Annotated in this window: 22 protein-coding genes; 14 read left to right on the top strand and 8 right to left on the bottom strand. The window is 44.6% G+C overall.

The genetic code is table 11. From position 1 onward, the window contains the following. Positions 1-238 precede the first annotated feature (238 nt). Positions 239-1,909, top strand: a complete 1,671-nt coding sequence (gene glnS / locus R8O10_RS14935; RefSeq protein WP_203346038.1) for a glutamine--tRNA ligase — start codon at positions 239-241, stop codon at positions 1,907-1,909. A 222-nt stretch (positions 1,910-2,131) separates the two neighbouring features. Here the strand turns inward: glnS and fcrX are convergent, their stop codons facing one another. Further along, complete coding sequence (fcrX, locus tag R8O10_RS14940) at positions 2,132-2,581, bottom strand: ferric iron uptake transcriptional regulator FcrX (protein WP_005382141.1); 450 nt, start codon at positions 2,579-2,581, stop codon at positions 2,132-2,134. Between the two features lie 200 nt (positions 2,582-2,781). Here fcrX and R8O10_RS14945 point away from each other — a divergent pair, with 200 nt between their 5' ends. After that, complete coding sequence (locus R8O10_RS14945) at positions 2,782-3,285, top strand: DUF4442 domain-containing protein (RefSeq protein ID WP_005382144.1); 504 nt, start codon at positions 2,782-2,784, stop codon at positions 3,283-3,285. 52 nt (positions 3,286-3,337) lie between these two features. Here the strand turns inward: R8O10_RS14945 and fldA are convergent, their stop codons facing one another. The 3 genes from fldA to R8O10_RS14960 form a co-directional block, all read right to left on the bottom strand. Next, positions 3,338-3,871 (bottom strand): flavodoxin FldA, encoded by a 534-nt coding sequence (gene fldA, locus R8O10_RS14950; protein WP_005382146.1) that lies wholly within the window; start codon positions 3,869-3,871, stop codon positions 3,338-3,340. 48 nt (positions 3,872-3,919) lie between these two features. After that, positions 3,920-4,141, bottom strand: a complete 222-nt coding sequence (locus R8O10_RS14955) for a DUF2788 domain-containing protein (RefSeq protein WP_005393038.1) — start codon at positions 4,139-4,141, stop codon at positions 3,920-3,922. 112 nt (positions 4,142-4,253) lie between these two features. Next, on the bottom strand, positions 4,254-5,021 hold the full coding sequence (locus tag R8O10_RS14960) for an alpha/beta fold hydrolase (RefSeq protein WP_017819953.1): 768 nt from the start codon (positions 5,019-5,021) through the stop codon (positions 4,254-4,256). 92 nt (positions 5,022-5,113) lie between these two features. Between R8O10_RS14960 and seqA the strand changes: the two genes are divergently transcribed. Continuing rightward, positions 5,114-5,656 (top strand): replication initiation negative regulator SeqA, encoded by a 543-nt coding sequence (gene seqA, locus R8O10_RS14965; RefSeq protein WP_005382149.1) that lies wholly within the window; start codon positions 5,114-5,116, stop codon positions 5,654-5,656. A gap of 92 nt (positions 5,657-5,748) precedes the next feature. Beyond that, a complete protein-coding gene (gene pgm, locus R8O10_RS14970; RefSeq protein WP_318191521.1) occupies positions 5,749-7,395 on the top strand; it encodes a phosphoglucomutase (alpha-D-glucose-1,6-bisphosphate-dependent) in 1,647 nt (548 codons plus the stop codon). 55 nt (positions 7,396-7,450) lie between these two features. On the opposite strand, the gene R8O10_RS14975 is transcribed toward pgm, so the two are convergent. Continuing rightward, positions 7,451-8,230 (bottom strand): DUF1853 family protein, encoded by a 780-nt coding sequence (locus R8O10_RS14975; protein ID WP_318191522.1) that lies wholly within the window; start codon positions 8,228-8,230, stop codon positions 7,451-7,453. A 232-nt stretch (positions 8,231-8,462) separates the two neighbouring features. On the opposite strand from R8O10_RS14975, the gene R8O10_RS14980 reads away from it, so the two are divergent. Continuing rightward, complete coding sequence (locus tag R8O10_RS14980) at positions 8,463-9,221, top strand: Nif3-like dinuclear metal center hexameric protein (protein ID WP_318191523.1); 759 nt, start codon at positions 8,463-8,465, stop codon at positions 9,219-9,221. A 92-nt stretch (positions 9,222-9,313) separates the two neighbouring features. Here R8O10_RS14980 and R8O10_RS14985 read toward each other — a convergent pair whose 3' ends face one another. Then, positions 9,314-10,603 (bottom strand): citrate synthase, encoded by a 1,290-nt coding sequence (locus R8O10_RS14985; protein WP_005382163.1) that lies wholly within the window; start codon positions 10,601-10,603, stop codon positions 9,314-9,316. Positions 10,604-10,999: 396 nt separating this feature from the next. Between R8O10_RS14985 and sdhC the strand changes: the two genes are divergently transcribed. The 8 genes from sdhC to sucD all read left to right on the top strand — a co-directional run bounded on the left by sdhC (position 11,000) and on the right by sucD (position 20,709). Beyond that, the gene (sdhC, locus tag R8O10_RS14990; protein WP_017634811.1) at positions 11,000-11,392 is read left to right on the top strand and encodes a succinate dehydrogenase cytochrome b556 subunit; all 393 of its coding nucleotides are present in this window, start codon (positions 11,000-11,002) and stop codon (positions 11,390-11,392) included. Beyond that, positions 11,386-11,730, top strand: a complete 345-nt coding sequence (gene sdhD / locus R8O10_RS14995) for a succinate dehydrogenase, hydrophobic membrane anchor protein (RefSeq protein ID WP_005382169.1) — start codon at positions 11,386-11,388, stop codon at positions 11,728-11,730. Before sdhC ends, sdhD begins: the two co-directional genes overlap by 7 nt. Then, positions 11,731-13,497 (top strand): succinate dehydrogenase flavoprotein subunit, encoded by a 1,767-nt coding sequence (gene sdhA / locus R8O10_RS15000; RefSeq protein WP_005382172.1) that lies wholly within the window; start codon positions 11,731-11,733, stop codon positions 13,495-13,497. 15 nt (positions 13,498-13,512) lie between these two features. Further along, positions 13,513-14,223 (top strand): succinate dehydrogenase iron-sulfur subunit, encoded by a 711-nt coding sequence (locus R8O10_RS15005; RefSeq protein ID WP_005382174.1) that lies wholly within the window; start codon positions 13,513-13,515, stop codon positions 14,221-14,223. Positions 14,224-14,394: 171 nt separating this feature from the next. After that, on the top strand, positions 14,395-17,220 hold the full coding sequence (sucA, locus tag R8O10_RS15010) for a 2-oxoglutarate dehydrogenase E1 component (RefSeq protein ID WP_005382176.1): 2,826 nt from the start codon (positions 14,395-14,397) through the stop codon (positions 17,218-17,220). 28 nt (positions 17,221-17,248) lie between these two features. After that, positions 17,249-18,457, top strand: coding sequence for a 2-oxoglutarate dehydrogenase complex dihydrolipoyllysine-residue succinyltransferase (gene odhB, locus R8O10_RS15015; protein ID WP_005382177.1), 1,209 nt, complete (start codon positions 17,249-17,251; stop codon positions 18,455-18,457). Positions 18,458-18,670: 213 nt separating this feature from the next. Continuing rightward, complete coding sequence (sucC, locus tag R8O10_RS15020; protein ID WP_005382179.1) at positions 18,671-19,837, top strand: ADP-forming succinate--CoA ligase subunit beta; 1,167 nt, start codon at positions 18,671-18,673, stop codon at positions 19,835-19,837. After that, entirely contained in the window at positions 19,837-20,709 is an 873-nt protein-coding gene (gene sucD / locus R8O10_RS15025; protein ID WP_005382181.1) for a succinate--CoA ligase subunit alpha, read from the top strand. Before sucC ends, sucD begins: the two co-directional genes overlap by 1 nt. Before the next feature lie 119 nt (positions 20,710-20,828). Here sucD and znuB read toward each other — a convergent pair whose 3' ends face one another. Together znuB and znuC are read right to left on the bottom strand one after the other, a co-directional pair. Further along, positions 20,829-21,614, bottom strand: a complete 786-nt coding sequence (gene znuB, locus R8O10_RS15030) for a zinc ABC transporter permease subunit ZnuB (RefSeq protein ID WP_005382183.1) — start codon at positions 21,612-21,614, stop codon at positions 20,829-20,831. Then, positions 21,607-22,395, bottom strand: coding sequence for a zinc ABC transporter ATP-binding protein ZnuC (gene znuC, locus R8O10_RS15035; RefSeq protein WP_017634809.1), 789 nt, complete (start codon positions 22,393-22,395; stop codon positions 21,607-21,609). The genes znuB and znuC overlap by 8 nt, the downstream gene beginning before the upstream one ends. 78 nt (positions 22,396-22,473) lie before the next feature. Between znuC and znuA the strand changes: the two genes are divergently transcribed. After that, positions 22,474-23,361, top strand: a complete 888-nt coding sequence (gene znuA, locus R8O10_RS15040; protein ID WP_176310841.1) for a zinc ABC transporter substrate-binding protein ZnuA — start codon at positions 22,474-22,476, stop codon at positions 23,359-23,361. Positions 23,362-23,387 lie beyond the last annotated feature (26 nt).

A 23,387-nucleotide genomic window follows, 5' to 3' on the forward strand; every position in this document is an offset into this window, starting at 1 on the left:
CAAACAATTGATACTACAACATCGCAAAAGGCCTCCGCAGGAGGCCTTTTTTCGTTTAGGCCCTTTGAATCTGCTTTGCTTTCACGCTAACTCGATAAATATTGTCGTTTTAGAGCGAGTTCTTGTTGTCTAATTGCTTAGAATTGTGGATCATTAGGAACAATGTACTCTGTGAAACCATACTTGGATACAGGGTTCCGTTTTCTCTGACAATACTAATATTTTTGAGGTGCTATAGATGAGTGAAGCTGATGCTCGTCCATCAAACTTTATTCGCCAGATCATTGATAAAGATCTAGCGGATGGTAAACACACTAGCGTGCATACTCGATTCCCGCCGGAGCCAAATGGCTACCTGCATATCGGTCATGCTAAGTCTATCTGTTTGAACTTCGGTATTGCTCAGGACTACCAGGGTCAATGTAATCTGCGTTTCGACGATACAAACCCTGAAAAAGAAGACATCGAATACGTTGAGTCTATCAAGAAAGATGTAAACTGGTTGGGCTTTGAGTGGAGTGGTGAAGTATGTTACTCATCAAACTACTTCGATAAGCTTTACGAATATGCAATTGAATTGATTAACAAAGGCTTAGCGTACGTAGATGAGCTAAGTCCAGAGCAAATTCGTGAATACCGCGGCACACTAAAGGCGCCAGGTAAACCAAGTCCATACCGTGACCGTTCTGTTGAAGAGAACTTGGCGTTGTTTGAAAAAATGCGCGCTGGTGAATTTGAAGAAGGTAAAGCGTGTCTTCGTGCTAAAATCGACATGGGTTCTTCATTCATGGTCATGCGCGATCCAGTTTTATACCGTGTGCGTTTTGCTACGCACCACCAAACTGGTGATAAGTGGTGCATTTACCCAATGTACGACTTTACGCACTGTATTTCTGATGCATTAGAAGGCATTACGCACTCTATTTGTACGCTTGAATTCATGGATAACCGTCGTCTGTACGATTGGGTTCTAGACAACATCACGATCGAAAGCCGTCCACATCAATACGAGTTCAGTCGTTTAAACCTTGAATATACAGTGATGTCTAAGCGTAAGCTTAACCAGCTAGTTACTGAAAAACTGGTTAATGGTTGGGATGATCCACGTATGCCGACTGTCTCAGGTCTGCGTCGTCGTGGCTTCACACCTGCATCTATTCGTGAGTTTTGTAAGCGTATTGGTGTAACGAAGCAAGAAAATATGATCGAGTTTAGTTCATTAGAATCTTGTATTCGTGATGACCTAAACGAGAACGCTCCGCGTGCAATGGCTGTACTGGATCCTGTTAAAGTTGTTATCGAAAACTTTGAAGCAGGCGCAGTAGAAAACTTGACAGTTGCCAACCACCCAAATAAACCAGAAATGGGCATGCGTGAAGTGCCATTCACGCGTGAATTGTGGATTGAGCGTGAAGACTTCCGTGAAGAAGCGAACAAAAAGTACAAGCGTTTAGTGCTAGGTAAAGAAGTTCGTTTACGTGGTGCTTACGTGATCAAAGCTGAGCGCGTTGAGAAAGATGCCGAAGGCAACATCACAACGATCTTCTGTTCTTACGATGCAGATACGCTAGGTAAAAACCCAGCAGATGGTCGTAAAGTGAAAGGCGTTATTCATTGGGTGTCAGCTGATAAAGCTCTTCCAGCGGAAATTCGCCTGTACGATCGTTTATTTACGGTGCCAAACCCAGGCGCAGCGGAAGATTTTGCTTCTACTATCAATCCTGAATCATTAGTTGTGATCAATGGCTTCGTCGAGCCTAGCCTAGCTTCTGCAGAAGCAGAAAAAGGTTACCAGTTTGAACGTATGGGTTACTTCTGTGCAGACTCGAAAGACTCTTCAGCAGATAATCTAGTATTCAACCGCACGGTTGGTCTACGTGATACCTGGGCAAAAATTGAGAATCAATAATCTCAATTAATGCTGAGAACGATGAAAAAATGCCAGCAAACGCTGGCATTTTTTATACCTAATCCCACAGAGTGCTATATAGATGTGCAAAACTGTGGAGAAAAAAGATGGGTGTTTAGTAGCTTTTGTTCTGTAACCAAAGTACTGACGTCTAAGGTACTGACTTCTAGAAACAAAAAACGCCAGCATGTGCTGACGTTTACTTTTTAAATTAACAAACCCTTATTTTTTCGGTTTGTGTGCATCTGGATTGTCTTTACAACCACCATCGCTACACTTGCCGTACAAGTATAAGCTGTGGTTTGTTAGTGTGACATTGTACTTAGCTGCAATCTCTTTTTGACGTTCTTCAATAAGATCGTCAGAAAATTCAATTACCTCACCACAGTCTAGGCACACTAGGTGGTCGTGGTGATGTTGAGTCGATAATTCGAAGACTGACTTTCCACCTTCAAAGTGGTGACGAGTTACAATACCAGCATCGTCGAACTGGTTTAGAACTCGGTAAACAGTTGCTAGGCCAATTTCTTCACCTAGATCAATCAACTTTTTGTACAAATCTTCAGCACTGATGTGCTGGCAGTCTGGCTGCTGAAGTACTTCTAGAATTTTTAGCCTCGGAAGGGTTACTTTTAAACCCGCATCCTTCAGCGCCTGATTATTATCTGACATATACTTTCCCGTTGGATCATCTGCAGCGATTTAACAGAATTCAATCTTCCTACCATTATAGGATAAGCGTTCGGAACATTAAACCACGAACTTCAAAGGGTTAATAGAATCTTTTTGTAAATTAGAAACAGGTCCATTATATTACAGCTCTGACCAGTTACAATTGTGTAACATTAAGCTTGGAGAGGGCAGGGATAGCGATGAATAGGCGACTAGCGAAGATATACAAACCAGGAATTGTAAAGTTCGCACTCAATATTTGGCCTCCTTTTTGGGGGGCGGGTATTAAAATCTTACATATTTCTCAAGACTTCCGTACTGTAAAGGTACGTTTAAAGCTTCGCTGGTGGAATAAAAATGCCAATCGCACCCAATATGGCGGCAGTATTTTCTCTTTAACTGATCCTATTTACTCGTTGATGCTGATGGGGATTCTACGAGAGGAATATTATGTGTGGGATAAAGAGGCAAGCATTAACTTTATTAAGCCGGGGCAAAGTGATTTGTTTGCAGAATTTGAGGTCACTGAAGGGATGCTGGAAAACATTTATCAAATGACACGGAATGGAGAAAAGTGTTTTCCTGAGTTTATTACTCATGTAAAAGATAAACAGGGGAATGTGGTTTCAGAGGTTCAACGCAAGCTTTATGTAAGAAAGAAACCTCAGTATCGCGAAGAGGAAGTACTTACCGATGCTGTGTGACAATACATACAAAAAGACCTCCAAGTGGAGGTCTTTGCATCATTCAATTTGATTAGCCTTCTAGCTCAGCTAAACACATCTCTTCATAGATCTGTTTAACCCAGCTTTCAACACGCTCGTCAGTCAATTCTGGTTGGCGGTCTTCATCAATACATAGACCTACGAATTGGCTTTCGTCACCTTCAACAAGTGCTTTAGACGCTTCAAATTCGTAGCCTTCTGTCGAGGTATGGCCAAGAATTGTGCCGCCTTTAGATTCAACGATATCACGGACTGTGCCCATCGCGTCACAGAAGTATTCTGCGTAGTCTTCTTGGTCGCCACAGCCAAAGATAGCCACTAGCTTAGTAGAGAAGTCGATTTGCTCAAGCTCAGGGAAGAAGTCATCCCAATCACATTGTGCTTCGCCGTAGTACCAAGTTGGGATACCTAGAAGAAGAAGATCGAAGTTATCAATGTCTTCTTTGCTGCTTTTCGCGATGTCTTGAACGTGAACTAGATGTTTACCTAGTTGCTTTTGAATCATCTTTGCAACGGCTTCAGTATTACCTGTGTCGCTACCGAAGAAGATACCTACACTTGCCATAGAGTCTATACCTTTACATTGTTTGTTATTGGCGATGTTACTAAGGGTTTAACCTAACCCTGAGCCTTCCCAAGTTAGCTGAATTACACCTTTTGCAATAAAGCCAGCACAGCCTAGGAAAAGGACTAACCACACAATACGACGACCAAAAACAGGTACATTGCCTTGCTTTAGCACATCTTTTATCGCCATCCCGATGAAAAAAAAGATAGCAGCAAAAAGAAGATCGAGCCCAATAGACTCGAGCATATCCATATAGTCGTAAAGCATTTTAGCCCTTCATGCCGAAAAATCTTGGGCGCACTATACCACTGTTAAACGGTAAAGTTAATGCACTACAAGAAGGGTTATTTCAATAATCTAGTGTTGCTTTTCGAATTTGTTAACTCGAAATGTATTTTCGAATGACTCTCATTACTTCTGTCGGTTTCTCGGCGTGTAACCAGTGACCAGTGCCAGCGATAATGTGTGCTTTAGCATGGTTAAATTGTCGCTTCACTGCCGGCTGATGTTCTGGCATTAAGTAGTCAGAGTCGCCGCCTTTGATAAATAAAGTTGGGATATCTGTTGGTGTGATTTCTTGCCAGCCAATAATTTGGTCATAATTCTCAAAAAGGCTCGGTACGTTAAACCGCCAATCCATCTTATCGCCATTTTTGTACAGTGATTTAGAGAGAAATTGTCTTACACCATCGAGTTCAATATGTTGAGCTAGGATATCCATGGCTTGCTGTCGATTTGCTGGTTTTTCATTAATAACAGCATGTAAGCCGTTAAAAACATTATCGTGACGGTTCGTAGTGTAGGCTACAGGCGCCATGTCGAGAACGACTAACTGCTTGACTACATTTGGCGCAATGTCCACAAGAGCCATCGCGACTTTTCCGCCCATGGAGTGACCAATAACAATAGATGGCTCAACGTTTAAGTGCTGAAGGAGCTGAGCCACATCTTTTGCCATATCGGTATAGTTATGGACTTCGGAGTGGAAAGAGAGGCCGTGATTTCTCAGATCAATACTGATCACCGTGTGATCTTTAATAAGATCGCGGGCGAGTAGACCCAGATTACTTAAACTACCAAACAATCCGTGAATCAAAACAACTGTTTGGCCTTGGCCTTCCTGCTTATAGTTGAGTAATGCTGACATTTTATCTTATTCGTGATGGGTTTAACGTGGAGTATCCGCGTGGATCTCGTTATAATCCCCCAGAGTTTAAACATTGAGAATGTGAAAAGCGAATGAAAACAATTGAGGTTGATGAGGATCTATACCGTTATATAGCTAGTCAAACTAAGCATATCGGTGAAAGCGCCTCGGATATTTTGCGACGCCTTTTAAACCTTGATGGTCAGTTGCAGGAAGCTAAAGCCGCGCCTGTAGTAGAGAAGCCACAAGGGATTGTAGTAAGTAAAGATGCGGGTAAAACGGAATCTGTTGATGTAGTGAAAGAAATGCGTTCGCTGCTTATTTCTGATGAGTTTGCCGGTCTAAAAAAAGCGATTGATCGCTTTATGTTGGTATTATCGACCTTACATAAATTGAATCCAGAAGGTTTCGCCCAGGCTACGAATGTAAAAGGACGCAAACGCGTGTACTTTGCAGATAATGAAGAAACCTTGCTAGCAAACGGTAATACGACCAAGCCAAAAGCCATTCCTGGCACACCGTTTTGGGTTATCACGAATAACAATACAAGTCGTAAAAGACAGATGGTTGAACAAGTGATGGCACACATGGGGTTCCAACCTGACTTAATAGAAAAAGTAACAGGTTCAATCTAAGAAACCTGATAGAAGCCTCATAATGCGTCGCAGTGAGCGGATATTATGAGGCTTTTTTAATTTTATTTGTATTGAAAGAAAGGATGTCAAACATGGCTATGCACCCTCGTGCTGGGCAAAAAGCGCAGCAGGAAGATCTTCACAATATCCCAGCACTCGTTGCTAACTACTTCTTACTTCAACCAGACGCGGCAAACGCAGAACACAAAGTTCAATTTGGTACTTCTGGCCACCGCGGTACTGCAGACAAGCACACTTTTAACGAAAACCACATTTTAGCGATCGCTCAAGCGGTAGCAGAAGTTCGTGCTGAGCAAGGCACAATTGGCCCGTTGTTTGTGGGTAAAGACACGCATGCGCTATCTGAGCCTGCTTTCTCAAGTGTGATTGAAGTACTGATTGCAAACGGTGTGAAAGTGATTGTCCAACAAGACAACGGTTACACGCCAACACCGGGTATTTCACACGCGATTCTGACTTACAACATCAAACACGATGAAAAAGCAGACGGTATCGTTATTACCCCATCACATAACCCACCACAAGACGGCGGTATCAAATACAATCCGACACATGGTGGTCCTGCAGAAGCTGAGTTGACTCAAGCTATCGAAGATCGTGCGAACGAATTGATTGCTGAAGGTTTACAAGGTGTTAAACGCCTACCACTAGCAGAAGCAAAAGCATCGGATCTGTTTGTAGAGATGGACTTGGTGAAGCCATACATTGATGACCTGGTGAACGTTATCGATATGGAAGCAATCCAAAAAGCGAACCTGAAGATTGGTGTAGATCCATTGGGTGGCAGCGGTATCGATTACTGGCGTCAAATTGGTCAGGCATACAACCTAGACCTAACGCTAGTAAGTGAATCTATCGATCCTTCTTTCCAATTCATGTCGCTAGATAAAGACGGCGTTGTGCGTATGGACTGTTCTTCTCCTTACGCAATGGCGGGTCTATTGGCACTGAAAGACGAATACGATTTAGCATTTGGTAACGATCCTGACTACGACCGTCACGGTATCGTTACGCCAAAAGGTTTGATGAACCCGAACCACTTCTTAGCCGTTTGTATTGACTACTTGTACCGTCATCGTGACGAGTGGGGTAAAGATGTCGCTGTTGGTAAAACACTAGTTTCAAGTGCGCTGATTGACCGTGTTGTTGCGGATCTAGGTCGTGAGCTATGTGAAGTGCCTGTTGGTTTCAAATGGTTTGTAGACGGTCTGTACACTGGTAAGTTTGGTTTCGGCGGCGAAGAAAGTGCTGGTGCGTCTTTCCTTCGTAAAGATGGCACGCCTTGGTCAACAGACAAAGATGGCATCTTGCTATGCCTTCTAGCAGCAGAGATCACTGCGGTAACGGGTAAGAACCCACAAGATTACTATGAAGAGCTAGCGGCGAAGCACGGTGAGTCGAAGTACAACCGTATTCAAGCTGTAGCAAATGGCCCACAAAAAGACGTATTGAAGAAGTTGTCACCAGAAATGGTTGCGGCTGAAACTCTAGCAGGTGATGAGATCACTGCTCGTCTAACGCATGCACCAGGCAATGGTGCTGCGATTGGTGGCCTTAAAGTAACGACAGCTAACGGTTGGTTCGCTGCTCGTCCATCAGGTACAGAAGATATCTACAAGATTTACTGTGAAAGCTTCATAGGTGAAGAACATCTGAAACAAATCGAAGCTGAAGCACAAGAAATAGTTAATCAAGTATTTGCAGCCGCTGGTTTGTAAAACATCCAATGGTCAATGTATCTAGCAAAGGGTTGATGTGAAAACATCAACCCTTTCATGTTTGAGTGCCTCGAACAGCTTTATCTCCGGGCCATGAATCTGGTACCACAAACCAGAATTGACCGTCTTCCGTTTGTGCGTGTATGAATCGATCTAAAGGCTTTTCAATAGGTTGAGAGAAATCGTCTGTACCGGTCGCCCAGCATGGTTTATGTAAATGATAAAGGGGTTTACTAATTAAATCCCATTGACTTTGATAGCACCAGTAACCACTAATCTGACTTGGATTTAATTCATAACCCAAGCACTCCTTAGGAGTTGGCTCTGGAGTAAACGGATTAATATAGAGTCGTCCTTGCATCATTAGGCGCTCTTCTGGAGAGTCGTTTAAAGGAATTATTTTTTGAAATTCCGGGCGATCGCTCATTTTCAGTTGATGCGTGAGCATTCTATCCAATTTCGCATGTAACTGGTCGTGAGCATTCGGGCCATACCAAATGCCGTTGTAAAGAAGATAAAACTTAATCGCCACTTCCCAATGTTCTATCTGATTTGATTCTGTATTCCTCAACACCAAATCGACAGCACCAATGGTCTTACCTTCAGCGTCGTTTAACTGAATTTCTTCGGCAATAATCTGATATCGTTCTGAATTAGAAAGAGCCGCAGTGCATAGGTGCTGATATAAAAAACCCAGTCTCGGATTACCATTGTATTGTTCTGAGCTATTCAAAGGTTTGACCGAGACATCTTCTAAGGTTGCAAACGGAGGGCGTAACTTGAAAAGCGGAGGTGAAGTGGCGATCCATTGGTAAAAGCGTTGCAGTTGGTTCATCCGTATCCCTAAATGTATGGTGAGGCGACAAGCTTTGTTATTGTAACTAAATTTGCTTTTGAGGGTAGGGTGGCTAGCATCGATATTAGGGTTCGAGATACACTTTAAATACCTAAATGATATCAAGGTGCCAGATGTCAAAACGTTGTTGTATCAACTAGGTTGCACACTCTCGGTCTGATTTCATCGAGAGGTTATTTAGGTTTACATGCGCTAGAAATTGGAAGTAATAATGAATAACTTAAAGCTAGAACAGATTCTTAATGACAAACTGTCACCGCAGTTAATTAAAGATTACGCACCAAACGGGTTACAGGTAGAAGGGACGCCAGCCGTAAAGCGTATTATCACTGGCGTAACCGCCTCTCAAGCCTTAATCGATAAAGCGATTGAGCTTAATGCAGACGCATTGCTTGTTCATCATGGCTATTTTTGGAAAGGTGAGCCTGAGCCAATTCGTGGCATGAAAGGTAAACGAATTCGTAGTCTGATCAAAAACGATATCAACTTATATGGTTATCACCTTCCTCTAGATATTCATCCAGAGCTAGGCAACAACGCTGAATTAGCTCGCTTACTTGAAATCGAAGTAGAAGGTGGGCTTGAAGGGCACCCTCAGTCAGTTGTTATGTTTGGGCGCTTGAAAAAGCCGATGTCTGGTGTTGAATTTGCGAGTAAGATCAACCAAGTTCTTGATAGAGAGCCTCTGCATATCGCTCCAGAGAATACCGATAAGATGATTGAGACAGTCGGCTGGTGCACTGGTGGAGGGCAGGATTTCATTGAACTTGCTGTACAGCACGGGCTGGATGCATTTATCTCTGGAGAAATTTCAGAGCGCACCACTTATACCGCTCGTGAAATGGACATTCATTACTTTGCTGCAGGTCATCATGCTACTGAGCGTTATGGTGTTCAGGCCTTAGGCAAATGGCTAGCGGATGAATATGGCCTACATGTGGAGTTTATCGATATTGATAATCCGGTTTAGCGTTCTCCATTAATAACGTTAAACGCAAAAAAGAAAAAAGGGTTGAGACGAAAATCTCAACCCTTTTGTTTGTCTATCTTCGTACTAAAAGATCATTCACGTTCGTGAAGTGGAGAAAACTCACGTTGTGTTTCGCCAGTGTATAGCTGACGAGGACGACCGATGCGGTTCAGTGGATCGCTGTGCATTTCGTTCCAGTGAGCAATCCAGCCGATGGTACGAGAAATCGCGAAGATAACCGTAAACATAGAAACTGGAATACCAATCGCTTTAAGAATGATACCTGAGTAGAAGTCTACGTTCGGGTACAGCTTCTTAGACACGAAGTACTCATCAGAAAGTGCAATGCGCTCAAGTTCCATTGCAACGTCTAGCAGAGGGTCTTGAATGTTTAGCTCTTTGAGAACTTCATGACACGTTTCGCGCATTACTGTCGCACGTGGGTCGTAGTTCTTGTAAACGCGGTGACCAAAGCCCATTAAGCGGAATGGGTCATCTTTGTCTTTCGCGCGGTCTACATATTCAGGGATGTTATCGACGCTGCCAATCTCTTCTAGCATTCTCAAGCAGGCTTCGTTTGCGCCACCGTGAGCAGGCCCCCAAAGGGATGCAATACCAGCGGCAATACATGCAAATGGGTTCGCACCAGAAGAGCCAGCTAGGCGAACAGTTGATGTCGACGCATTCTGTTCGTGATCCGCGTGTAGAGTGAAAATCTTATCCATCGCACGGGCAACCACAGGATTTACTTCATACTCTTCGCAAGGGTTTGCGAACATCATATGCAAGAAGTTCTCTGCGTAGCTAAGGTCGTTACGAGGGTAAATAAATGGCTGACCGATAGAGTATTTGTAACACATCGCCGCCAGTGTTGGCATTTTTGACAGCAGACGGTACGCTGCAATTTCGCGGTGTTCGTCGTTGTTAATGTCAAGAGAGTCGTGATAGAAGGCTGCAAGTGCTCCAACTACACCACACATTACCGCCATTGGATGAGCATCGCGTCGGAAGCCATGGAAAAAGCTTGCGATTTGCTCGTGTACCATTGTGTGACGAGTAACGGTCGTTTTGAATTGCTCGTATTGTTCTCGGGTAGGGGCTTCACCATAAAGAAGGATGTAACATACTTCTAAGTAATCTGCGTTATTGGCTAATTGATCAATCGGGAAACCGCGGTGCAAAAGAATACCTTTGCCGCCATCGATGTACGTGATTGATGATTCACAAGATGCAGTGGCAAGAAAACCTGGGTCAAAAGTAAAGTAACCATTGGCTCCCAGCTTACGAACGTCAATTACAGGTGTACCTAGCGTACCGTCCATAATTGGCAGTTCGATTGGCGCTTGACCTTCAACATGAAGGGTCGCTTTCTTATCCGCCATAACAATCTCCTTTGTTTATTATTTAATCCGTCCAGGATGTTTATGTGCCATTTTTGTACTGTTGTTAAAGCTTAAAGTCAATTTTTCTCCATCTTTGTGTGCACTTGTTATGATTTTTCTCATGAAAATCGTTAAAAATCTGTTCTATGTAGCATAATTTGTTACACCAATTGTATTAGAATGTTGCTCGCCGTATATTGGCAAAGAAAATTTTAGTTAAATCCTTATAAATTCGGGGCTAGAAACAAAGAGTGAGGTTTGTTGCTGGATTCCGTTTGTTAACAACTTGTTTACAATTATCTGAGTGGTTACTCGCGATATTTGTTAAATAGATGTTAACTTTTGTACGTTTGGAAGCTGAAATTGGTTATAACAATAAATGCTCAATGGAGCTGAGTGAGCAAGCCCGTGAAAGAAAGAAAGTCAAGACCTGTTAATTTAGATTTACAGACCATCCACTTTCCTATCACAGCAATCGCATCCATCCTACACCGTGTGTCTGGGGTAATTACGTTTGTTGCGGTGGGTATATTACTGTGGTTACTATCCATTTCTCTGTCATCCCCAATGGGTTTTATGGAAGCCGCTGACATCGTCGATAGCTTCTTCGTAAAATTCATCCTGTGGGGAATTCTTACTGCACTTGCCTACCACATCGCAGGTGGTATCCGTCACTTATTGATGGATCTAGGTCACTTTGAAGAACTAGATTCAGGCACGATGAGCGCTAAAGTCGCGTTTGGTGCAACAGCAGTATTATCATTATTGGCGGGGATCTTGGTATGGTAAAACACGTATCTTCATTTGGTCGTAATGGTGTACACGATTTCCTACTAATTCGTGCAACTGCAATCATTATGACGCTATACACGATTTATCTGATTAGCTTCTGTGCATTTTCAGATATCTCTTACGCATCTTGGACCCAATTCTTTGGTGGTACCTTCACTAAAGTATTCACCATGTTGGCACTTGTCTCGATCCTGATTCACGCTTGGGTTGGTTTGTGGCAAGTATTAACTGATTACATTAAGTGCGCGAAACTACGTGGCGCACTACAACTTGGTGTTATTGCCGTGCTATTCGGCTATGTCTTCTCTGGTCTATTTATTCTGTGGGGTGCGTAAGTGTCTATTCCAGTTCGTGAGTTTGATGCCGTAGTAATCGGCGCTGGTGGTGCAGGTATGCGCGCTGCACTACAAATTTCAGAGCAAGGCCTATCATGTGCTTTGTTGTCAAAAGTATTTCCAACACGTTCTCATACTGTGTCTGCACAGGGCGGCATTACCGTTGCTCTGGGTAACTCGCACAAAGACGATTGGCAATGGCACATGTACGATACCGTTAAAGGTTCCGACTACATCGGTGACCAGAACGCGATTGAATACATGTGTAAAAATGGTCCTGAGTCAGTTATCGAGCTTGAAAAAATGGGTCTTCCATTCTCTCGTTTTGATAACGGTACCATATACCAACGTCCATTCGGTGGCCAATCTAAAGAGTTTGGTGGTGAGCAGGCTGCTCGTACAGCCGCTGCTGCAGACCGTACTGGTCACGCACTTCTTCACACGCTTTACCAGCAAAACGTAAAACACAAAACAACCATCTTCTCGGAGTGGTACGCTTTGGATCTTGTGAAAAACCAAGACGGCGCAATCATGGGTTGTACTGCGATTTGTATGGAAACGGGTGAAATCTGTTACTTCAAATCGAAAGCAACCATTCTAGCTACAGGTGGTGCAGGTCGTATTTACGCATCGACCACTAACGCGCACATCAACACGGGTGATGGCGTTGGTATGGCACTTCGCGCAGGCGTTCCAATGCAAGACATGGAAATGTGGCAGTTCCACCCAACAGGTATTGCTGGCGCGGGTGTTCTAGTGACGGAAGGTTGTCGTGGTGAAGGTGGTTACCTTCTAAATAAAGATGGTGAACGCTTCATGGAGCGCTACGCACCAAACGCGAAAGACCTTGCTGGTCGTGACGTGGTTGCTCGTTCAATGATGATTGAAATTCGTGAAGGCCGCGGCTGTGATGGTCCTTGGGGTCCACATATCAAGTTGAAACTTGATCACCTTGGTAAAGAAGTACTTGAATCACGTCTACCAGGTATCTGTGAACTGTCTCGTACATTTGCACACGTTGACCCAGTGAAAGAGCCAATTCCAGTAATTCCAACTTGTCACTACATGATGGGTGGTGTACCTACTCAAGTCTCTGGCCAAGCAATTAAGCAGAAGGCCGACGGTAGCGAGATGGAAGTACAAGGCCTTTACGCATGTGGTGAGATTGCTTCTGTATCGGTACACGGTGCTAACCGTCTGGGCGGCAACTCATTACTAGACTTGGTCGTATTTGGTCGTGCTACTGGCTTGCACCTTGGCGAAACGCTAGCAGCGCAAGCAGAAGCTCGTCCTGCAACAGAATCTGATATTGAAGCGTCTCTAGCGCGTACTATGCGTTGGGAAAACAGCACTGGTGGTGAAGATCCGGTTCAGATTCGTAAAGACCTACAAGCATGCATGCAAAATAGCTTCTCGGTATTCCGTGAAGGCGATGCGATGGCAACCGGTCTAGAAGAGTTGAAAGTGATTCGCGAACGTTTGAAAGATGCACATCTAGCGGACAAGTCTTCAGAGTTCAACACGCAGCGTATTGAGTGTCTAGAACTTGATAACCTGATGGAAACCGCGTTTTCAACTGCCGTTGCAGCGAACTACCGTACAGAGAGTCGTGGCGCACATGCTCGTTTCGATTTCCCTGAGCGTGATGATGAGAACTGGCTATGCCACTCTATCTACAATCCGGAAACAGAAGCGATGACTAAGCGTGATGTGAACATGACGCCAACGCATCGTGAAGCTTTCCCGCCGAAAGTACGTACATACTAAAGGGAGGATACGACTATGAAATTAAACTTCTCTTTATACCGTTACAATCCGGATGTGGATACCAAGCCTTACATGAAAGAGTATACCCTTGAGGTAGACGAAGGCTCAGACATGATGGTGCTTGATGCATTGATTCTGCTAAAAGAGCAAGATCCAAGCATCGCGTTCCGTCGCTCATGCCGTGAAGGGGTATGTGGTTCTGATGGTTTGAATATGAATGGTAAAAACGGCCTAGCGTGTATCACACCGTTATCTGCTCTACAAGGCGATAAGATAGTTATTCGTCCACTACCAGGGTTACCTGTCGTGCGCGATCTTATCGTTGACATGACGCAGTTCTATGATAACTATGCGAAAGTTAAACCATTCTTGATTGATGATGGTGCATTACCACCATCACGTGAGAACCTACAATCGCCTGATGATCGTGCGCATTTAGATGGATTGTACGAATGTATCATGTGTGCATGTTGTACAACGTCTTGCCCATCATTCTGGTGGAACCCTGATAAATTCATCGGCCCAGCTGGTCTTCTCGCAGCGTACCGTTGGCTAATTGATAGCCGCGATACGGCAACAGATGAACGTTTGTCTGATCTTGATGATGCATTTAGCGTTTTTCGTTGCCATGGCATCATGAATTGTGTAAGTGTTTGTCCTAAGGGATTAAATCCGACGAAAGCCATCGGTCACATTAAGTCGATGTTGGTTAATCGTTCGGTTTAATTTACTCGCTCTTAGGAATGTCGCAGTGTTGCGGATCACCCGATATGACCGCTTCACTGCTTCAGTAATATTCGAGTAAAGAATACAAAAATTGCCGACCGTATTTTTAGTCGGCTCTTATAGCTCGGCAAAGACCGAAGCAAACGTGAAAACTACTGGTTAAGGGAAAATATGCACAACGGCGTGATGAAGGCATGGCTCGAGTCTTCACACTTGGCTGGCGCCAATGCAACGTATGTAGAGGACCTCTACGAACTGTATCTAAGTGATCCCGATCTGGTAAGTGAGGAGTGGAAACGTGTTTTTGAAGGCTTGCCTAAGCCATCAGAAGAAGTGGCAGAACAACCACATTCACGTGTCCGTGACTACTTCCGACGACTCGCTAGAGAAACAAAGCATTACAATGTCCAAGTTAGTGACCCAGATGTCGATGCAAAACAAGTAAAAGTTCTACAGCTAATCAACGCATACCGTTTCCGCGGGCATGAAGCTGCAGAATTAGACCCACTAGGTCTATGGCAACGCCCAACAGTGGCGGAGTTAGACCCTGCTTTTCATAATCTTACCGAAGATGACTTCGAAGAAACTTTCAACGTAGGTTCTTTTGCTGTTGGGCAAGAAACCATGAAGTTGAAAGATATCTATGAAGCCCTCAACAAAACTTATTGCGGTTCCATCGGTGCTGAATACATGCACATGACTGACACAGAGCAAAAGCGTTGGATTCAGCAACGCCTTGAGTCTGTCGTAGGCCAGCCATCATTCAACAAAGATGAGAAGCGCACATTCCTAGAAGAGCTAACAGCCGCTGAAGGTTTGGAGCGTTACCTCGGAGCGAAATTCCCAGGTGCAAAACGTTTCTCTTTAGAAGGTGGTGATGCGTTGATTCCGATGACGAAAGAGTTGATCCGTCATGCGGGTACAAGTGGAATGCGTGAAGTGGTTATCGGTATGGCTCACCGCGGTCGTTTGAACATGCTGGTGAACGTACTTGGTAAGAAACCTCAAGACCTGTTTGATGAGTTCGCCGGTAAACACGACGAAACTTGGGGTACGGGTGATGTGAAATATCACCAAGGTTTCTCTGCTGATTTTGCGACTCCTGGCGGTGATGTTCACTTAGCACTTGCATTTAACCCGTCGCACCTAGAAATCGTAAACCCAGTAGTCATGGGCTCAGTTCGAGCACGTCAAGATCGCTTGGGTGATAATCAAGGTAGCAAAGTGCTTCCTATCACCATCCACGGTGATTCTGCAATCGCTGGTCAGGGTGTGGTTGCCGAAACGTTCAACATGTCTCTTGCTCGTGGGTTCCAAGTTGGTGGTACGGTACGTATCGTCATCAACAACCAAGTAGGCTTTACGACGTCTAATCCTCGTGACACGCGTTCTACGATGTACTGTACCGATATCGCGAAGATGGTGCAGGCGCCAATTTTCCATGTAAATGCAGATGACCCAGAAGCAGTTGCTTTTGTTACACGCATTGCATTGGATTACCGTAACGAGTTCAAGCGTGATGTCGTGATCGATCTTGTATGTTACCGTCGCCACGGTCACAATGAGGCGGATGAGCCAAATGCGACTCAGCCTTTGATGTACCAGAAAATCAAAAAGCATCCTACACCACGCAAATTGTATGCAGATGTTCTGATCGACAAAAATGAGTCAGATATCGAGACGGCGACTCAGTTAGTCAATGAGTATCGCGATGCATTAGATCGCGGTGAAGTGGTTGTTAAAGAATGGCGTCCAATGGCGTTGCACTCTGTAGACTGGTCCCCTTACTTAGGGCACGAATGGGATATGGAGTGGGATTCAAAATACGACAAGACACGCCTTATTGAGCTAGGCAATCGTCTGTGTCAGTACCCAGAAAGCCATAAACTGCAAAGCCGTGTTAATAAGCTATACAACGATCGTCTAGCAATGATGACCGGTGAAAAAGCCATTGATTGGGGTATGGCTGAAACATTGGCGTATGCTACATTGGTTGACGATGGCAAGCGTATTCGTCTTTCAGGTCAGGACTCGGGTCGTGGTACTTTCTTCCACCGTCACTCGGTTCTTCATAACCAAACCGATGCAAGCACTTACATTCCATTAGCGAATATTCATGACAACCAAGGGCCATTCCAAGTCTTTGACTCAGTATTGTCAGAAGAAGCTGTGTTGGCGTTTGAATACGGTTACGCAACAGCCGAACCAGGTGGTTTAACTATCTGGGAAGCACAGTTTGGTGATTTTGCCAACGGTGCACAAGTTGTTATCGACCAGTTTATCTCGTCAGGCGAGCAAAAGTGGGCGCGTTTGTGCGGTCTTACTATGCTTCTACCTCATGGTTATGAAGGTCAAGGTCCTGAGCACTCATCTGCACGTTTAGAGCGTTACCTTCAGCTTTGTGCTGAGCAAAATATGCAGGTTGTGGTTCCTTCAACACCGGCTCAGGTGTACCACATGATTCGTCGTCAGGTTGTACGCCCAATGCGTCGACCTCTCATTGTTATGTCGCCGAAATCTTTGCTGCGCCACCCTCTATGTACTTCAACGATTGAAGACTTGGCGGATGGTACATTCCAATCTGCAATTCCAGAAGTAGATGATTTAGAACCAAGCAAAGTGAAACGTGTCGTGTTCTGTGCTGGTAAGGTTTACTTTGACCTACTAGAGCAGCGCCGTAACAACGAGCAAGACGATGTTGCTATCGTGCGTATTGAACAGCTTTACCCATTCCCAATGGAAGAAGTACAAGCAGCAATTGCTCAATACACTAACGTTGAAGACTTCGTGTGGTGTCAGGAAGAACCTCAGAACCAAGGTGCTTGGTACTGTAGCCAACATAACTTCCGTGCCGCTATTCCTGCAGGTGCAAATCTTAAATACGCAGGTCGCCCAGCTTCTGCTTCGCCAGCAGTTGGCTACATGTCGGTGCACTTGAAACAACAAAAAGCGTTGGTTGAAGACGCTCTGAACGTGAACTCAAAAACTTCGAATTAAGAACTAGAAGTTAAAGGAAGAAACAGATATGACAATTGAAATTCTGGTTCCAGATTTACCTGAATCAGTTGCTGATGCAACCGTAGCGACATGGCACAAACAACCAGGCGACGCAGTAGAGCGTGACGAGGTTTTGGTTGACATCGAAACAGACAAAGTTGTGCTAGAAGTTCCAGCTCCGGAAGCTGGCGTTTTAGAAGCTATTGTTGAAGCAGAAGGTGCGACAGTACTTTCTAAACAAATTATTGCTAAATTGAAGCCAGGCGCAGTTGCAGGTGAACCAACTGCAGACAAAACAGAAGGTACTGAAGCATCTCCTGATAAGCGTCACAAAGCTGCGCTTAGCGAAGAAAGTAATGACGCATTAAGCCCAGCAGTGCGCCGTTTATTGGCTGAACATGGCTTAGAAGCAAGCCAAGTGAAAGGTACTGGTGTTGGTGGTCGTATTACGCGCGAAGATATTGAAGCGCATCTTGCGAACGCTAAATCTGCGTCAAAAGAAGACTCGCCAGCAGTGGTTGACGTGCCGGCAGCGGCTCGCAGTCAGAAGCGTGTTCCAATGACTCGCCTTCGTAAGACAGTCGCTAACCGTCTGCTAGAAGCGAAGAACAACACGGCAATGCTAACGACGTTTAACGAAGTGAACATGAAACCAATCATGGACCTTCGTAAGCAGTACAAAGATCAGTTCGAAGAGCGTCACGGTATTCGTTTGGGCTTCATGTCTTTCTACGTGAAAGCAGTAACAGAAGCGCTTAAGCGTTACCCAGAAGTAAATGCTTCGATTGATGGCGATGACATTGTTTACCACAACTACTTCGACATTAGCATGGCGGTATCAACGCCACGTGGTCTAGTTACACCTGTCCTAAAAGACTGTGACAAGCTTGGTTTCGCTGATGTTGAAAAAGGCATCAAAGAGCTGGCTATTAAAGGTCGTGATGGCAAGCTAACGGTAGACGAGTTAATGGGCGGTAACTTCACTATCACAAACGGTGGTGTGTTTGGTTCACTTATGTCTACACCAATTATCAACCCACCTCAATCAGCGATTCTTGGTATGCATAAGATCCAAGAGCGTCCGATGGCAGTGGATGGCAAAGTTGAAATCTTGCCGATGATGTACCTAGCGTTATCTTACGATCACCGCCTAATTGACGGTCGTGAATCAGTTGGTTTCCTAGTAACGATTAAAGAGTTACTAGAGGACCCAGCACGTCTCCTATTAGACGTTTAATATCGCTAAAACGTCTAGTTATCGTAGGTAGCTAGACGTTAAAAATTTCAATGGCTAGACTAGCTCAACGTTTGGCCTTCATTTGAATCCTTCAGTATGAGAACTCATGATAAAGGATTGATTTGAGAAGACCCTACAGACGTACAAGCAGCCAAGACTGCAGCGTTATGGAAATAATAAATCCCTTAAGGGAAAAACAAACGGAATATCGAAATGAATTTGCATGAATACCAAGCCAAACAGCTGTTTGCAGAATTCGGTTTGCCTGTGCCAGAAGGCTACGCGTGTGATACACCACAAGAAGCTTTTGAAGCCGCAGGCCGTATTAGTACAGCCAAGAAAGTAGTTAAATGTCAGGTTCACGCTGGTGGCCGTGGTAAAGCGGGTGGCGTAGAGCTACACGATACAAAAGAAGGCGTTAAAGAGTTTGCACAGAAGTGGTTAGGTAAAAACCTAGTAACTTACCAAACAGACGCAAATGGTCAGCCAGTAACAAAAATCCTTGTTGAAGAAGCTTCAAATATTGCGAACGAACTATACCTAGGTGCGGTAGTTGACCGTGCTAGCCGTAAGATCGTTTTCATGGCTTCTACCGAAGGTGGTGTGGAAATTGAAAAAGTTGCGGAAGAAACGCCGGAACTCATCCACAAAGCAGCAATTGACCCACTAGTAGGTCCACAAGCTTACCAAGGTCGTGAGCTAGCGTTCAAACTTGGTCTTGAAGGCGACCAAATCAAACAATTCGTTAAGATCTTTATGGGTCTTGGCACTATGTTTTCTCAGTACGATCTTGCTCTGCTAGAGATCAACCCACTTGTGATTACTGGTGAAGGCAACTTGCTATGTCTTGACGGTAAGATCAACATCGACTCAAACGCACTGTACCGTCAGCCTAAGCTTCGTGAAATGCACGATCCTTCACAAGAAGATGAGCGTGAAGCACACGCAGCTCAGTGGGAGCTGAACTACGTAGCACTAGACGGTAACGTTGGCTGTATGGTTAACGGTGCAGGCCTAGCAATGGGTACGATGGATATCGTAAACCTACACGGCGGCAAACCAGCTAACTTCTTAGATGTAGGTGGCGGCGCGACGAAAGAGCGTGTTGCTGAAGCATTCAAGATCATCCTATCTGATGACAATGTGAAAGCGGTACTTGTTAACATCTTCGGTGGTATTGTACGTTGTGACATGATCGCAGAAGGTATTATCGGTGCGGTTAAAGAGGTAGGCGTAAGCGTACCTGTTGTTGTTCGTCTTGAAGGTACTAACGCTGACCTAGGTCGCGAAGTTCTTGCTAATTCTGATGTTGATATCATTGCTGCTGAGTCGCTAACTGATGCTGCTCAGAAAGTTGTTGCTGCTGCGGAGGCTAAATAATGTCTGTATTAATTAACAAAGACACTAAAGTAATCTGTCAGGGGTTCACTGGTGGTCAAGGTACTTTCCACTCAGAGCAAGCTATCGCATACGGTACGCAAATGGTTGGCGGTGTGTCTCCAGGTAAAGGTGGCCAAACTCACCTAGGTCTTCCTGTATTCAACACAGTTCGTGAAGCAGTAGAAGCGACTGGTGCAACAGCGACAGTCATCTACGTACCAGCACCTTTCTGTAAAGATGCAATCCTAGAAGCGATTGACGCGGGTATCGAGCTAATCGTAACGATTACTGAAGGTATCCCTACAACAGATATGATCGACGTGAAAGTGAAGCTAGAAGAAACTGGCGTTCGCATGATCGGTCCTAACTGTCCGGGTGTTATCACTCCTGATGAGTGTAAGATCGGTATCATGCCTGGTCACATTCACAAGAAAGGCAAAGTAGGTATCGTATCTCGTAGCGGTACTCTAACTTACGAAGCAGTTAAACAAACCACTGACGAAGGTTTCGGCCAGTCTACTTGTGTTGGTATCGGTGGTGACCCAATCCCGGGTTCAAACTTCATTGATATCCTAAAACTGTTCCAAGAAGACCCTGAGACAGAAGCGATCGTTATGATCGGTGAGATCGGTGGTACTGCAGAAGAAGAAGCAGCAGCATACATTAAAGAAAATGTAACGAAGCCAGTGGTTTCTTACATTGCTGGTGTAACTGCACCTCCTGGTAAGCGTATGGGCCATGCTGGTGCGATTATCTCTGGTGGTAAAGGTACTGCTGAAGACAAATTTGCTGCACTAGAAGCGGCTGGCGTTAAAACTGTGAAATCTCTAGCAGAGATTGGCCAAGGTCTACGTGAAGTGACGGGTTGGTAATCGACCACACTACTTAATAAGTATTAAAAAGCCTGCGATTTCGCAGGCTTTTCTTTTTCCGTTTCCGTGGATTTATGTTTGTTGTTAGCAAGGTCTTTCGCGTTTAATACTCAATGCGATTATGCTTTGCTTTTAATCAGCTGGCTCAGCATAAATAAGGATGTTGCGCTGATCACTACGGAAGGGCCGGCCGGTGTATCGAAGTGCCATGATAGGCTAAGCCCCATCAGTACTGCCACAGAGCCAATAATGGATGCGAACAATGCCATTTGCTCTGGTGATGAAGAGACTTTACGTGCTGTTGCGGCTGGGATAATTAGGAGCGAAGTCATGATCAACGCGCCAACGAACTTCATACCTACTGCGATTACTACACCCACCATTAGCATTAACACCAATCTAACTAAGTCTGTATTCACGCCCTCAACAGCGGCAAGTTCTTCACTGACAGTGCTAGAAAGCAGTGGGCGCCAGAAGACGTACAAACACGCGCTTACCGCAACAACACCTGCGTAAATAAACATCAGATCTTGTGGAGAGACGGCAAGTAAGTCCCCAAATAGGTAGCTCATTAAATCGACGCGCACGTTTTCCAAAAAGCTAACCGATACTAAACCGATAGAGAGTGCACTGTGTGCCAAGATACCTAACAACGTGTCTGTAGCCACAAGTTGTTGCTTTTGCAGAGTGACAAGCAAAACGGCCAGAGCTAAACAGCAGACGAGTAGCGCAAGGTAGAGATTTACGTTGAGCAAGAAGCCCAGCGCTAGGCCCATTAACGATGCATGAGCTAGGGTATCTCCGAAGTAAGCCATTTTACGCCAAACGACAAATGACCCAAGTGGACCGGCAATGATCGCGATACCAATACCAGCAAGAATAGAAGGTAGGAGAAACTCAATCATGATGGTGATGTCCGTGTTTATGGTGGGAGCATGATATCGCATCACCGCTTACTGGCGTTCCGGATAAATCGTGATGATGGTGCTCATGGTCGTGATGATAAAACGCGAGAGACTCTCTCGCTGCATTGCCAAATAGCGCGATGTAAGAAGGGTGCTGAGTAATAGTGGCAGGTGAACCTGAGCAGCAAACATGGTGATGCAGACAAATAACATCGTCCGTTTTCGCCATCACTAAATGTAAGTCATGCGATACCATAAATACGCCACAATCAAAGCGGTGACGAATGCTCTCAATTAAGTCATAGAGATCGATTTGACCTTGGATATCCACCCCCTGAGCTGGTTCGTCTAATACCAATAGCTGAGGACGTTGAAGCAGAGCGCGAGCCAGTAACACTCGTTGGTTTTCACCACCGGATAAGCGATGCATATTACTATTAAGTAAATGTTCAGCGCCAACAAGCCGTAATGCATCAATGCACTCCTGCTTACTGTATTTTCCTGCTAAATTTAGAAAGCGGGTTACATTCAATGGAAGGGAGTCATTGAGCTTCAACTTTTGAGGAACGTAACCAATTTTCAGTTTTCTTTGTCGGTTCAACTTGCCGCTAGTTGGCTTTTGAAGACCTAAGATAACTTTGACTAACGTTGATTTTCCCGCTCCATTGGGACCAATTAGGGTAGTTATTTTGCCCTTTTCTAATTCCATACTAATGTTATCGAGAACTCTGCGGCCATCGAACTCGACGCATAACTGCTCAAGATGGACTAAGGAAGACATGAATGAAACTCATTTGCAAATCAATAATGTTATAATGTAACATTATCTCACTTTCCACGCCATATCCCAAGTAAAACTATGAAAAGAGCATTAATTCTTGCTGCCTCAGCAATGTTAACACTGCCAGCACAGGCGGTAACGGTACTGACGAGTATCAAACCTATTCAGTTGTTAGTAACAGAGCTTACTCAAGGAGTAACTTCACCAGACGTGCTATTGCAGTCTAACACATCACCCCATGACTATGCTTTGCGTCCATCGGATGTTAAAAAGGTCGCTTCGGCTGATTTGGTTATCTGGTACGGACATGATCTTGAACCGTTTCTAGAGAAAGTTGTTTCGGATAGATCGAATACTTTGACTATTAGTCAAATTCCAAATCTAGAATTGCGTGAATTTGATAGTGAGCACAACCATGACCATGATGGGCACGATCATGGCTCACATGATCCGCACTTTTGGCTAGGTGTAAGCCAAGCACAACAAGTGGCCAAGGCTGTTGTGAATCAACTTGTATCACTTGATCCGGAAAATGCAGCTCAATATCAAGCGAACCTCAAAAAGTTTGAACTCGAGCTAAAAGACACTGACCAACAGATAAAGCAGAAGCTGGCACCAGTAAAAAGCAAAGGTTACTTTGTATTCCATGATGCTTACGGTTATTTCGAAGATCGTTATGAACTAAATCAAATGGGGCATTTTACTGTGAGCCCAGAACGCAAGCCAGGAGCGAAGACCTTAATTCAAATTCGTCAAAAGCTAAGTGGTGGAGATGTGGCTTGTGTATTTTCTGAACCTCAGTTTACCCCGGCTGTCGTTCAGAGCGTAATGAGAGGCAGTGATGTCGCTAAAGGCGAGCTTGACCCGTTAGGGAGTACAATTGAAGCAAAACCTGGCAGTTACTTTACTTTTCTCAACAATATGGCGAATAGTTTTGAGCAATGCTTGAACAAAAAGTCAGATTAAGTGCTGTCGTAATGTAGGAGTAGTCT

The organism is Vibrio sp. 1727, from assembly GCF_033344415.1.
Lineage (GTDB): Bacteria > Pseudomonadota > Gammaproteobacteria > Enterobacterales > Vibrionaceae > Vibrio > Vibrio alginolyticus.